The following is a 12,182-nucleotide window of genomic DNA, read 5'->3' as shown; positions in this document are numbered from 1 at the left end:
CGGCACAATACCGGAGTCATCTGATCGCAGCGTAAGCTGCAGGGTGCTTTTATTAAACTGTCTAGAAAATGGGGCTCAGTTCACCTCTCCTATGGATTTTAAAAAAATCTAATTCACCGGTGTTTAATTATCATGGTGTTCGTATGTCCTTTATTTTCCTTCTCTGTCCGCTTTCTTTTTTTAGTCCTCGTTCCATCTTGCAATGCCTTTTAACTCCCCTCCCCTCTTCCCCCTCATCAAAAATTCATTGCATCTCTCTCCTGTCTGCAAGGCTGTTCAAAAACAAGAAAAGGCATTGGAATGAATTCATTCCAATGCCTTTCAATACTTTACTTAAGCTGATTTTCTCGAAGCTTTTTAGATAGACGAAACATCTTCAATATATGCATTTACGACTACGGGTTTCTTACTCTCCCGGGCTTTTGCAAGCGCATCTTGCAATTCCGCCCGGGTTCTTGCGGTGTGCCCTTCCCCGCCGCAGGCGATAGCAAATGCCGCATAATCGATGTCGGCAATTTCAACCTGTGAAGGCACATTGCCCGCCTTGTCCTGTTCGTCCTCGATGAGCTGGATTTTCTGGTTGTTGAATACGACGATCATCATCGGCAACTTGTATTTGACGGCTGTAGCGAAATCCTGCATGCCCATTGAAAAACCTCCATCACCTGCCAATACAATTACCTGCCGCTCCGGAAAGGCGAGTTTGGCGGCAATCCCTCCGGGAAGGCCGCAGCCCATCGTTGCAAGCCATGAAGACAGGACAAAAGGCTGGCCGGACAATTGCAGATAACGTGCGGCCCAGATCGTCACACTGCCTACATCAAGCGAAACCACATCCGAGGGGCCTATGATTTTCTGGACCTCCGCCACGACTTGTTGCGGTTGGAGCGCCTCTGTAACTTTGTCCGTTTCTTTTTGCAGTTGTCTCTGCCAAACAGCGCGTTGTTCAATGTATTTTTTTAAAAAGGAATCATCCTTAACCGAAACATTTTCAGCCAGCCATCCGATTCCCGGTTTCATATCTCCGGCTATCCCCAAGGTTACCGGATAGTATTTGCCGATCGCCTTTGGATCGATGTCCAACTGGATGGCTGGCGTATCATCCGGCAAATAATCACGGTATGGGTACGAAGTGCCTGCCAGAATCAGCAAATCGGCATCTTTTACCGCCTCCGCTGAAGGCTTTGTTCCCAATTGACCCAGCTGGCCCAAGTTATGCGGATGGCTGTCGGGAACGATGCCTTTTGCCGGTAGTGTGAGAATGATCGGAGCCTTGATTTTCTCGGAAAACGTCAGAAGTTCACAAGATGCATCTTTTGCGCCTTTGCCCGCCAGGATGACCGGTTTTTCCGCAGCGTCAATCAGTTTGCCGGCATTCCGCAGCTCTTCTGAGGCAGGGACAATCCGCGGAGAACTGTATTCCGACGAGGTCAACGCCTTTTCTCTCTTGATTTTCGTGCTGAACAAATCATCCGATACCGATAGGACTGCCGGCCCTTTTTCAGCGTATGCTGTCCGGATGGCCTGATTCAACATATCGGGCAATTGATCAGCGTTTTGAACCTGGCGGTTATATACTGCTACATCGTCAAACATCGCTTCCAGTTTCAATTCCTGGAAAGTGTCGGTCCCCACTTTGGAATGTTCCACTTGCCCGACAATCGCCAATACCGGCGTTTTGTCTTTCCGCGCATCATACAAGCCATTCAAAAGATGCACAGCACCCGGCCCCGCTATAGACATGCAGACACCGATGCGTCCGGTAAGCTTGGAGTAGGCCGATGCCGCAAGCGCGCCTGTTTCTTCATGACGGATCTGGATAAAGCGGATCGCTTGCTGCTTGCGCAACTCTTCGACAAATTCATTGATGGAATCGCCAGGCATGCCGAAGAGATGCGACACATTCCATTCTTTCAATCCTTCAATGACATAGCTGCCGGCCGTTTTATCGAACATTGGAATCCCTCATTTCGTTATTTTGTCATTACCCCCATACCTTTTACAGTACGGTTTCAAACGTGAATGCAGGAATCGGAAAAAGGCAGCCTGACGTTTGCCGGCTGCCTCTTCTTATGCATTTTTCAGTTCTTGCTGCTGCAATGATTCTGCTGGATGCACATTCGGAATCGATACAGTAAAGGAAGAGCCCTCACCAGGGACGCTGTCTACCGTTATGGTTCCGCCGTGCGAAACTGCAATCGATTTAGCGATTGCCAATCCTAATCCGTATCCCCCTTCCTTGCGGCTGCGCACTTTGTCAACCCGGTAAAAGCGGTCGAAAATCCTGGCTTTGTCTTCCGCAGCGATGCCAATGCCGGAATCGGTGACCGTGAATAAAAACTCCTCATTTTTCTTTCGGCCTTGCTGCTTCAAGTCGATTTTCACCGAACCGCCTTCCGGTGTATATTTGATCGCGTTATCAGCAAGAATATACATCATCTGGGCGATTTTATCCCGGTCGCCGAATACAGGCAGAGTCTCCGGTGAATCCAATTTGACAGATAGATTTTTTTCGCTGCTGCGTTTGCTGAAAGAATCCACCACTTGCTCTGCAAGCGGAAATGCATCAAACGCCTCTTTGCGGAGCTCAGCAACCCCGTTATTGGAATCCGTCCGTGCAAGTGCTAAAAGTTCACTGATTAAAGCAGACATGCGCTTTGCCTCATGCTTGAGCGTTTTTCGCATTTTCTTCGTGAACGGGTTATTGTTGTCTTCTTCCATATCCAGCGCTTCAACTGCCGATAAAATGACGCTCAGCGGCGTCCGGAGTTCATGGGAAGCATTCGATACAAACTCTCGTTGTTGATGGTAGGCCGTCTCGACAGGCACCAGCGCGCGTTTCGCCATCCATCTGCTAAGCAGAAAGCCGATAAAGATGAACAGCAGTGCAAGGCTGGTAAAGACAATGACAATCCACTTGATGATCGAAGCATAGAATGTATTGTCAACCCCTAAATACAACATCGCAATCCGGTAGCCGTCATGATAGACAGGCCGTGCCAACACGAGCACCTCCCGGTCAAGATCCTGAAAATCGTCGTACAGCGGATCTCCCTCAGGGATAGTGATGGGCGCCCGTTTATATTCAATGCCGTCTGTCTCCCATCCATCGATCAGATCAAGGTACAACGGCCGCAATTCTTCATAATCGTCTTGGTTGATGGTCAGGTCCCCTGAATTATCGGTGATGTAGTAGAACACCTGGTTTCCCGCCAAATCCCGCCGTTCCTGCTCCCGCCAAGCGCCTCCGCTGCCGTACAATGCGCGTTCAGCCATCTGCACTTCGCGGTCAGACAACAATTCAAGCGTTTGTTTCTGGTCATTTTTAATGATGAAATAAAAGACGGATAATGTAATCGCAGCGAATACCACCAAAAATAAAGTCAGGATCGCGCTGTAAAAAAGTGTCAGCTTTGATCTTGTATGCGAAAAAACATCTTTTTGTTTTCTTGGGAAAGCACTAGGTTTTTTCAATGCGGTATCCCACCCCTCGGATGGTTTCAATCAAACTGTTTTCATCTTCACTGTCGATTTTCTTCCGCAGCAGCTTCACTGTCGCATCAATCGTTTTCATGGATACATCCGTATCAAAGCCCCAGATCCGGTCAAAGATGAGCTCCCTCGTCAGCACTGTGCCGCGATTCTGAACAAGCATGTCCAGAAGTTGGAATTCCCGAGGAGTCAAACTGACCTGCTGTTTTCCTTTGGTGACGGAATGTCCTGTGCGGTTTATTTTCAGACCTGCAATCTCCACCACTTCATCCTGAAGCGGAGAAAACGTCCTTCTGCCAAGGGCCCGCAGCCGTGCCCAAAGTTCTTCGATTTCGAATGGTTTGACCAGATAATCATCAGCGCCTGCATCCAGTCCTTCTACGCGGTCGCTAAGAGAGTCTTTTGCCGTCAGCATGATCACAGCGCCGCCATAGCCTTCCTGTCGCAGTTTTTTGCAGATCGTGACTCCATCCCCGTTTGGCATCATCCAGTCCAGAATGACAACATCGTAGAAAGACGCAAGGGCAAAATCGTAGGCATCTTCGCCTTCCGTTACCCAATCAACGGTTTTAGCCCCTTTTTTCTTCAATAAATGGACAATCAATTCGCCCAAAGTCTCATCATCTTCTGCCAGTAATAGCTTCATCCCCAACACCCTTTCCCCACCGGTGTCCTTTTTCTATCTATAGTACACCATTGTTAAGTGAAAAACGGATGAAAATTCTCAGAAAACTTAAATAATAGTGCATTTTCTTGGAAAACGGATTGACAGCATGCGGAACCGCTCCTATTACTTATCTTGTTCGTTTTCGAAGACAATCTTTTTTTTAATTAAAAACAATCTTTTTTTATTGTAATTCGATAAATAACATGATAAATTGAATTTATCAATATGTAAGGAGGTCCATAAAATGAAACGGGAAACACTTTTTTTGAAAATTGTCTTATTTTTCATGGCGCTTCCGGTGCTTGCAGTCTGCATCTTTGTAGTCCCCCCCTTCTCGTCGTTCGTAGCTGAACTGCTTCCCGACTGGGCGTTTTTGCAGTATTTCTTTATGTTTGCCATGTACGGCACAGCAATCGCCTATTTCTTCGCCTTGTATCAAGCGATGAAACTTTTAGGGTATATTGACCGAAATATCGCTTTTTCCGAGTTGTCCGTTAAAGCATTGAAGACGATCAAATATTGCGCCATCACCATCACCGTGCTTTACGCCTTCAGCCTTCCGCTAATACTATACATGGCACAAGTGGATGACGCGCCTGGCCTTGGTGGAATCGGCATGATCATCACATTCGGGGCCATTGTCATCGCCGTGTTTGCCGCCGTTTTGGAAAAATTATTCCGCAACGCAATCGAAATCCAATCCGAAAACGATTTGACGGTCTGAGGTGAAAACTATGGCGATTATAATCAATATTGATGTCATGCTCGCAAAGCGGAAAATGAGCGTCACCGAATTATCGGAGCGGGTTGGCATTACAATGGCGAATCTCTCCATTTTGAAAAATGGGAAAGCGAAAGCGGTCCGCCTGTCGACACTGGAAGCGATCTGCAAAGCGCTTGATTGCCAGCCGGGTGATCTGCTGGAATACCGGCCGGAACCTGAACCGCCGGAAGCAAAATAAGTTGATTTAAATCAACTACTTATTGATCATTTTTAAAGGGAAACGGGTATCAGAAACGCAAAAAGAGCTTGGAAGCTTCCAAGCTCTTTTCATATGGATTATTCTTTAATTTCTAAGCAATTACTTTCGCAGACGGCGCCTTTAATGCCGTTTCCGTTTTTCATAATCGGCTTCAATGTCTTTCTTCCAGCTGCGGTCGAGCTGTTGTTCACTGCGGAATGAACTGACAGCCTGGTTCAACGCTTTGAAATTCAGCTCAGTCCCTTTTGCGTCGGCATGATATTCCGCCGCGAATTCTTCGGCAATCCCGAATTTCTTTGCTGCTGCAATGGCATCAATGTTTGCTCCTAGGAACAGGAATTCCCACATGTATTCTTCTTTTTGGCGGGCAATCATCGCTTTGATCTTTTCGTAGCTGTACTCCCTGCTGGCATTTTCCAGTCCATCGGTCGTAATGACGAACATCACCCGGCCGGCCCGCTCCGCTTCACTGGTCCGCTTCTGCGCATTGCCGATCTTTTGGATGGTGGCGCCGATGGCATCCAGCAAGGCCGTCGTCCCGCCGACTTCATAGTCCTTCTCAGTCAATGGCGCAACGCCTTGTAACGGGATACGGTCATGGAGCAGCTCATAGTCATGGTTGAACAGCACTGTGGTGATCCGCGCCTCCCCCGGTTCTTTCGCCTGTTTTTCGACCAAGGCATTGAAACCGCCGATCGTGTCACTTTCCAGGCCTGCCATCGAACCGCTTTTATCGAGGATAAACACCAATTCCGTTGCTTTTTCATTCATCTTTTTTTCCTCCTTAAATTGTTTTGGCTACAATCTAAGGATAAACTTGAAGGAATCCTGAATGGTCGCTTTGGAAGCGACATTTCAATGCCGATCATTCATTCCAATGTATTGCCTTCTGCCGGAATTGGATTGTTTTTCAGCATACCTGCCAAGTGATAGGTGTTGTAAGCCAGCCGCTCGATAGCGGATTTCGTAAACTCATTGTCCCGCCCTGCCTGGTTATAAGATTCACCGGGTCCTGCCTCGCCGACCCAATAAGCGTCGACATTCGGCGGAATCAAAAATCCGATATGCGAAAGGCCATAGATGATCGATGCGGCTGCGTGCTTTGCGCCGTCTTCGTTACCAGTGACAATCGCTCCGCCCACTTTATTGTAGAAAACCGATTGGCCTTTGTCGTTCGTTTCGCTGCTGCTGCCATAGAGCCGCTCAATCGCCAGGGTAGCGAGCGAGCTTTTCTCGCCGAGCCACAACGGCGTCCCGAGAATGACGATATCTGCAGCCAGCACTTTCTCCAGGATCTCAGGCCACTGGTCGCCATCGCCCATGTCGCCGGCTATACCCAATGCAATTTTGTAATCTGCCAACCGGACGATTTCAGAAGCGACACCCAGTTGATTGAAATGAACTTGGACATCGTTGATGAATCCTTCGGTGTTGGAAACTTCCTCCGAGCTTTTTAATGAACTGTTCAAAAAAACCGCTTTCAGTTGCTGCATCTTTTCAAATCCCTTCTCTCAGAATAATTGGCTTAAAGATCTTTCTTCCACTTCTCTTCCCTTATAAAGCTCGTTTAAACGAACGTGCAAACAGAATAAAAAACCGCATCCCAGTTGGAATGCGGTTATGGCGATTATGCGCCAAGCAGCGGTTGATCAAACATGAATAGCGCCTCGTTGATTTCATGGATATTGTATTTCCCGTTGACCAGGAAGTATTCGATGATGACGTCGAATTTATTGCTTCGGGACAAGGTATAGCCAGCGCCACGGAGCAGGTCTTCCGTCTCTTCAACATCCAGCTCCAGCGCAATGGCGAAAGCGATGATGGTCTTTTTCATCGGCGTGTAGTCTGGCGAATTTCGGATTTTCGAAAAAAGCTTGCGGTCGATATTGGCTTTTTTATAGGTCTCGACATCGGTCATCCCTTTTTCATCGATTCGCCGGAACAGACGAACAGAAAATGATTCATCCAGCCTGCCCATCAATTCTTCCAATCCGGGCAGTGCCGCATCCAGCATTTCTTCCTTCATTGCCTGAGCACGGATTTCAATTTGGCGGCTTCGTGAATAATGCAATTCCTGTTCGCGAACATAGTGTTCATCAATAAAAGCATCTATCGAGCGGACCAGCTTTTCGCTGATTCCAAACGATTTTTTGTCGAACACGACCAGGTAAACCAGCATTTCGTGGTCCATCAAGAAGCGGTGGATTTCCGATATCGCCACTTGTAGCGCTTCTTCCTTCGGGTAGCCGTAGATGCCGGAAGAAATGAGCGGAAACGCGATGGACGCACATTCCAATTCTTCGGCAAGGCGCAATGAACTGGCATAAGCCGAGCGGAGAAGTTCCTCTTCCTTGTGCCCGCCGCCCCTCCAGACCGGCCCGACCGCATGGATGATGTACTTCGCTTCCATGCGGAACGCCTTAGTCGCCACTGCAGAACCCGTCGGACAATGCCCGATTTCGTTGCACGCTTCTTGAAGCTCTCGCGGCCCTGCAGCTGCAAAAATCGCTCCGCAAACTCCCCCGCCCATTTGCAGTGAACTGTTTGCTGCATTGACAATGGCATCGGTGTGCATTTTGGTGATGTCGTTTCGGATAATCTCTAATGGCATGCCATACTCTCCTTCCTTTCCCGAATGTTATTCCGACACGCTCAGCACCATTTTTCTGGTTGTTAAAGTATGCCCATAAAGGTCTTCTTCGAAAACCTCGATTTCTTTGAAGCCTTTGGCTGCATAGAAGGTTTCGCCGCTCTTATTTCCTTTCTCGACCTCCACATGGATTTCATGCACCGGCCCCAATTCGGCAATCAAGTGCTCGAGCAATTGGGTTCCGATCCCTGAACCCTTGACTTCCGGCAACAAATAGATCGCATGAAGATAGGCTGCGCCTTCTTTTTCTCTGCCATTAGCAAAGCCGACCAGCTCTCCCCCTTGTTCAGCAACTAATAATAAGGTCTTCTCAAGCCGCACCGGCATCATTTTGTCCGAATAAGCTTCACTTAAAAAGCGGGATTGGATGTCTTCGGGAATCAACCCCTCATATGTATCATTCCAACTCTTGCTTGCGATGGTTTGGATGGATTTGAGATCTCCGGTCGTCGCTTTTCTGGTAACCGCCATTGTTACATGCCACTCCATTTCCATATGTGATTTTTGATATTTTGAAAAAATTGGCTATCCATACTCTATACTACAATTGTGCTGCAAATCCTGCAAAGCTGTCGAAATGTTCTTTTCGGCTCTTGCCAAGGATGTGGCCCATAAGAAAACCGCCGAACCTTTGCTGGTCCGGCGGTTTGATCTTTCTTATTTAGTGCTAGCGTTGCTGTTGTAAAAGAAGTTTGCAGTGATCGATCCATCTTCGTTCTCGACGATATCAGTTACGTGAATACCGGAATCAGCCGGTGTGGCAGTTTCGCCTTTCCAGAAGTAGTAAGATCCGGAATGGACATTGCCGGAAACCGGTGTGATTTTGCTGCCCGTTTTGAAGAAGTCGCCCGCATCGCCGCGGTTCACGTTTTTCTCCAAATCGTACTTGCCGTCAGCTTGCATAAGAGACAAGCCGTAATGCGTGACTTTTTCGCCGTTTGAAGCAACCTGGAACTGGTTGTACTGGTAGCGCTTGTTCATCCAGTTTTCCACGTTGTTCGGGCGGAAGCCGGCTGTCTGGTAAAGGTTGATGACATTTTCATCCACGTGCCATGCCAACAACCCGTTTGCGTCAGCGCCTTGGCGTCCAAATCCTTTGTTGAAGCCATCCTGCTGTACGTTTTCAAACAAGAAGTATTCCGTGCCGTTTGATCCTGGAACTTCCATTTTCACGATGCCATTGTCAGCAGTGGCCTTGTTGATGGCAGGCAATGTGATGGATTGTTTGCCGCTTTCAGGCTTGACTTCGATCGGGTTTGTCCAGCCAAGGAACACTTTGGAGAACGGATCAAAGTGGACCGGTGAGTTTCCTGAATAAGCGTTGGCATTCGGGTAACGCAACCAAGAACCGCCAGCCATCATCGAGTAGTTGCCGACGCCTTCAGAAGTGTAAAGCGTGTCGTAAAAATCAGGCAAACCGAGGGCATGGCCGAATTCGTGCGCATATACGCCAGGCTGAGCCGGGTACGGGCCTGTTTTCGCTGCATCAGAATAGGTGCCGGTTGCTGCATCATAGCCGGCAACGTTGCCGCCGATTCCCGGCTGGATGTTGTAATTGTTGACAAGAACGCCGTCGTAAGTCATGTCTTCAGCGATTGTTTCGTTGATCCATTCGCCTTGCGTTTTTCCTTCATACTGGTCTGCAGGTTTTCCTGTTTCATAGTATTTGCCATAGTACAATGCGCTTAACAGACTCCATTTATGCGACCAGAACTGCGCCGGGTCGGAACTGAATTCAGCTCCTGTCCCTTCATGCACCACAAAGATATTCGGCACTTCGCCGTCGACTGCGTAGTTAGAGAAGTCGACTTGCTCGTCGGCCGCTTTCAAAAGGTCGCGGACGAATTCGCCCGTGTGCGCGTCGCCATTGACGTTTCCTAGGACATATTTGCCGTTTTCAGCATATGTTCCTTCTTGGTCAAGATAATAAGAAGCGCCTTTTGGCAGCTCAACCCAAGCAAAATCCGTGTTTTCTTTGCGGACAAGGTTCACTTTGCCGTTGCTTGATTCTTTATAGACATTCTGCATCGTAGCATTTGTCGGTGCTTTTACGCCGTTGTATTCCGCGTACTGCTTGAACTGCTCAAGTTTATACGGATTGTATTCCGTACCGAAAATCAGATCCTCATAGTATTCTGCTGGCACTTGACCTGGCATATCGCCGACCGGCTCATCGCCGTCTTTGTATTTAGCCAAGATTACCAGGACCGGGACATCGCCTTGTGTAACATTATAAGCAGCATGGTTATCGCCAGGCTTCTGGAATTTCGTGCCTTGCTCAGCCAATTCCTCCGCCGGATCCACTTTCGACAGATCCAAACCGAGCTTCTTCGCTTTTTCTGAAAGCTCCGGTGAAGCCCCTACATAATGGCCTAAACTGATTTCCGCTTTGTTCGTCTGGACCGGGCTCGCTTCCTGCGCCCCTGCTCCTGCAAATACGGCGCTTCCTACTAAAGCCAGCGCCATGGCTGATGTTGATAAGACTTTTAACATTCCTTTTCCCCCTTAAAAGTTGTTTCTGTAAGATTGTATAAATAATTCAGTAAATTTGGAATAGGTAGAAAGAAATGATTTCTTTTTTATTTAGTGTAACGAAATACTTATTTTTCGAAATATATAAAATCCGTATACTGTTCTTTAAAACTTCGATTGTTATCCGGAGTAAAATGCGGGCCATCACTAGATTTTTCATTTCTAAAAAGCAATTGTTTCATCTGGCCTAATTACCAGGCGTTCAATCTCCTTTCCTCTTCTTTGGAATATTACAGCCGGGAAAGTGCCTGTCATGGTGAGCTTTCCGGCATCAAGAAGAGCGCCGGTTTTTTCTGACAGCGCCAAAATGAGGGTTTCATTTTCGAGGATGAATTTTTCAATCAATGCATCGTCATCAGGCGAGTAATGGCACCATACGGAAAAGCCGGCGGCAAGCTTTAACCCGCCGAGTTCTTTAAGGCCGACCGTGTTAGTGTCCAAATGCGCGCATGTACCGATGTCTTCACCTAAAATGATCGCTCCGGCACTGCTGCCAATTACTGTGCCACCTTCTTTCCAATACTCCTTCAACACTTTGCCAAAACCGCTTTCCCTTAATTCCATAAGCAGAGAGAAAGTATTGCCGCCTCCGATATATATTCCGGAAAAGGCACGGAGATCCTCGAGCTTTTTGTTTTAAAGCTCAGTCCACATCTCAATCTGAATTATTCCAAATGGAGCAAACAGATCCTTCGCCCATTTTTCACGTTCTTTATACGGAACAGTTGCTTCCAACGCAATGGGAATATATAGAAGCGATCTTTCTTTGGTTAGCCGCTCCATCGAGAGAATCTTAAGTTTTTCACCATGTCTTTTATCGCCGCCTCCGGTCAAAAGGATTGTTCCCATTTGTTTCCCTTCTTTCATTCAAGCATTGCCAAGTTCTGTTCCAATAGCATTTTATGGGTATTAGCCAATTTCTTATATGGAAAGTACCCCCGTTGAATCTCTTCAAGCAGCCGGTAAAATTCCCGATACGCCATGTCGTATTGACTGCGGGAAATGGCTCCAACTTTCAAAGCAGCTTCTATCTCATCCTTGTCTTTTTCGAAAACTTCGCCGGTCGGCAGCAGAATCAAGTCCAGAAATAGGTCGTCCATAAAAGCGTTGCCATCTTCTAAACCGTTCAGAAGGCAGATGTCGATATACCACTGGACAATCTCCCCTTGCTCATCGTAAATTGCAGTGACAGTATGGTTCTTGCATTTCGGGAAGTATTGAAGCCACTGAAAGCCATTGTCTGCTATGCAAAGCTCCTTTCCTGTATGGCGGACCCACATCGGTTTTTCCACTGAGTCCAGAAATACCAAACCGACAACACCTTCGAATTCCGGAACCTTAACATATTCCTGTACATATCGCTTTTCTCGAAGGCGCTCCCAATTGGGCAAGTTTGCATATTTTCGTTTTAGCATCAAATCCCCTTCACCTCTCCTGATTTGCCGGATGCGCTCCGACTAGAAGCTTCTGCAGCTTCACCGCTGCATTTTGCGGCCTGACGTCTTTGTTTGACATTTCCCGGATGGGTAGCCAAACGGGTTCGTACTTGCCCCGGTTGCGCTCGGGATCCATGAATTCTTCCCCTTTTCCACTGCCGAACTCCCCGGAAAGGATGTCCGCTCCAAAGAAAAATTGCGTTCCTTCATATTGTTCCTGGACCAGGCAATCCCGCACTTTGACCACAAGTCCGAGTTCCTCGAAAACTTCCCTTTCAGCCGCTTGTTCCGGAGTTTCCCCTTCTCCTATGCCACCGCCCGGAAAGACGAAATACGTTTCATCTTTCCAGCTCCGTTTGATCAACGCAATCTGATTCTCCTTCAGCAAAACCGCTGCTGCCCTGTCTCTCATCGATATTCCT

13 protein-coding genes and 1 pseudogene are annotated in these 12,182 nt (G+C 47.7%); 2 read left to right on the top strand and 12 right to left on the bottom strand.

The window, feature by feature from the left end:
* Positions 1-357: 357 nt before the first annotated feature.
* The 3 genes from ACFSDB_RS17225 to ACFSDB_RS17215 form a co-directional block, all read right to left on the bottom strand.
* Positions 358-1,956, bottom strand: a complete 1,599-nt coding sequence (locus ACFSDB_RS17225) for a pyruvate oxidase (protein ID WP_204893833.1) — start codon at positions 1,954-1,956, stop codon at positions 358-360.
* Positions 1,957-2,070: 114 nt separating this feature from the next.
* Positions 2,071-3,474: a sensor histidine kinase gene (locus ACFSDB_RS17220; protein WP_204893832.1), complete on the bottom strand. Its 1,404-nt coding sequence runs from the start codon at positions 3,472-3,474 to the stop codon at positions 2,071-2,073.
* Entirely contained in the window at positions 3,461-4,138 is a 678-nt protein-coding gene (locus ACFSDB_RS17215) for a response regulator transcription factor (RefSeq protein WP_204893831.1), read from the bottom strand. Before ACFSDB_RS17215 ends, ACFSDB_RS17220 begins: the two co-directional genes overlap by 14 nt.
* A 265-nt stretch (positions 4,139-4,403) precedes the next feature.
* Between ACFSDB_RS17215 and ACFSDB_RS17210 the strand changes: the two genes are divergently transcribed.
* Positions 4,404-4,883 carry a DUF2975 domain-containing protein gene (locus ACFSDB_RS17210; protein WP_204893830.1) on the top strand — a complete coding sequence of 160 codons (480 nt, stop codon included), beginning with the start codon at positions 4,404-4,406 and terminating at the stop codon, positions 4,881-4,883.
* Positions 4,884-4,893: 10 nt separating this feature from the next.
* Complete coding sequence (locus ACFSDB_RS17205) at positions 4,894-5,121, top strand: helix-turn-helix domain-containing protein (RefSeq protein ID WP_204893829.1); 228 nt, start codon at positions 4,894-4,896, stop codon at positions 5,119-5,121.
* Between the two features lie 141 nt (positions 5,122-5,262).
* Here ACFSDB_RS17205 and ACFSDB_RS17200 read toward each other — a convergent pair whose 3' ends face one another.
* The 9 genes and pseudogenes from ACFSDB_RS17200 to ACFSDB_RS17160 form a co-directional block, all read right to left on the bottom strand.
* Positions 5,263-5,913, bottom strand: coding sequence for a vWA domain-containing protein (locus ACFSDB_RS17200; protein ID WP_204893828.1), 651 nt, complete (start codon positions 5,911-5,913; stop codon positions 5,263-5,265).
* A gap of 98 nt (positions 5,914-6,011) precedes the next feature.
* Positions 6,012-6,635, bottom strand: coding sequence for a flavodoxin family protein (locus ACFSDB_RS17195; RefSeq protein WP_377340753.1), 624 nt, complete (start codon positions 6,633-6,635; stop codon positions 6,012-6,014).
* Positions 6,636-6,769: 134 nt separating this feature from the next.
* Entirely contained in the window at positions 6,770-7,753 is a 984-nt protein-coding gene (locus ACFSDB_RS17190) for a macro domain-containing protein (RefSeq protein WP_204893827.1), read from the bottom strand.
* A gap of 27 nt (positions 7,754-7,780) precedes the next feature.
* Positions 7,781-8,263, bottom strand: coding sequence for a GNAT family N-acetyltransferase (locus ACFSDB_RS17185; protein WP_204893826.1), 483 nt, complete (start codon positions 8,261-8,263; stop codon positions 7,781-7,783).
* A 186-nt stretch (positions 8,264-8,449) separates the two neighbouring features.
* Positions 8,450-10,285 (bottom strand): M6 family metalloprotease domain-containing protein, encoded by a 1,836-nt coding sequence (locus ACFSDB_RS17180; RefSeq protein ID WP_204893825.1) that lies wholly within the window; start codon positions 10,283-10,285, stop codon positions 8,450-8,452.
* 201 nt (positions 10,286-10,486) lie between these two features.
* A pseudogene (locus ACFSDB_RS17175) lies at positions 10,487-10,942 on the bottom strand (Type 1 glutamine amidotransferase-like domain-containing protein); the annotation flags it as partial.
* 18 nt (positions 10,943-10,960) lie between these two features.
* On the bottom strand, positions 10,961-11,173 hold the full coding sequence (locus ACFSDB_RS17170; protein WP_204893824.1) for a hypothetical protein: 213 nt from the start codon (positions 11,171-11,173) through the stop codon (positions 10,961-10,963).
* A 14-nt stretch (positions 11,174-11,187) separates the two neighbouring features.
* Positions 11,188-11,739, bottom strand: coding sequence for a ribonuclease FAU-1 family protein (locus ACFSDB_RS17165; protein WP_204893823.1), 552 nt, complete (start codon positions 11,737-11,739; stop codon positions 11,188-11,190).
* A 10-nt stretch (positions 11,740-11,749) separates the two neighbouring features.
* Positions 11,750-12,172, bottom strand: coding sequence for an NUDIX hydrolase (locus tag ACFSDB_RS17160; protein ID WP_204893822.1), 423 nt, complete (start codon positions 12,170-12,172; stop codon positions 11,750-11,752).
* Between the last annotated feature and the right edge of the window lie 10 nt (positions 12,173-12,182).

The organism is Planococcus chinensis (assembly GCF_042681545.1).
GTDB lineage: Bacteria > Bacillota > Bacilli > Bacillales_A > Planococcaceae > Planococcus > Planococcus chinensis.
Note: the sequence above shows the minus strand (reverse complement) of the source record. Positions and strands in the feature narration are given on the sequence as shown.

Coding starts and splice junctions, on each gene's coding strand:
- ACFSDB_RS17225 (WP_204893833.1), bottom strand. CDS start 1,956: ATGTTCGATAAAACGGCCGGCAGCTATGTCATTGAAGGATTGAAAGAA.
- ACFSDB_RS17215 (WP_204893831.1), bottom strand. CDS start 4,138: ATGAAGCTATTACTGGCAGAAGATGATGAGACTTTGGGCGAATTGATT.
- ACFSDB_RS17210 (WP_204893830.1), top strand. CDS start 4,404: ATGAAACGGGAAACACTTTTTTTGAAAATTGTCTTATTTTTCATGGCG.
- ACFSDB_RS17205 (WP_204893829.1), top strand. CDS start 4,894: ATGGCGATTATAATCAATATTGATGTCATGCTCGCAAAGCGGAAAATG.
- ACFSDB_RS17200 (WP_204893828.1), bottom strand. CDS start 5,913: ATGAATGAAAAAGCAACGGAATTGGTGTTTATCCTCGATAAAAGCGGT.
- ACFSDB_RS17195 (WP_377340753.1), bottom strand. CDS start 6,635: ATGCAGCAACTGAAAGCGGTTTTTTTGAACAGTTCATTAAAAAGCTCG.
- ACFSDB_RS17190 (WP_204893827.1), bottom strand. CDS start 7,753: ATGCCATTAGAGATTATCCGAAACGACATCACCAAAATGCACACCGAT.
- ACFSDB_RS17185 (WP_204893826.1), bottom strand. CDS start 8,263: ATGGCGGTTACCAGAAAAGCGACGACCGGAGATCTCAAATCCATCCAA.
- ACFSDB_RS17180 (WP_204893825.1), bottom strand. CDS start 10,285: ATGTTAAAAGTCTTATCAACATCAGCCATGGCGCTGGCTTTAGTAGGA.
- ACFSDB_RS17170 (WP_204893824.1), bottom strand. CDS start 11,173: ATGGGAACAATCCTTTTGACCGGAGGCGGCGATAAAAGACATGGTGAA.
- ACFSDB_RS17165 (WP_204893823.1), bottom strand. CDS start 11,739: ATGCTAAAACGAAAATATGCAAACTTGCCCAATTGGGAGCGCCTTCGA.
- ACFSDB_RS17160 (WP_204893822.1), bottom strand. CDS start 12,172: ATGAGAGACAGGGCAGCAGCGGTTTTGCTGAAGGAGAATCAGATTGCG.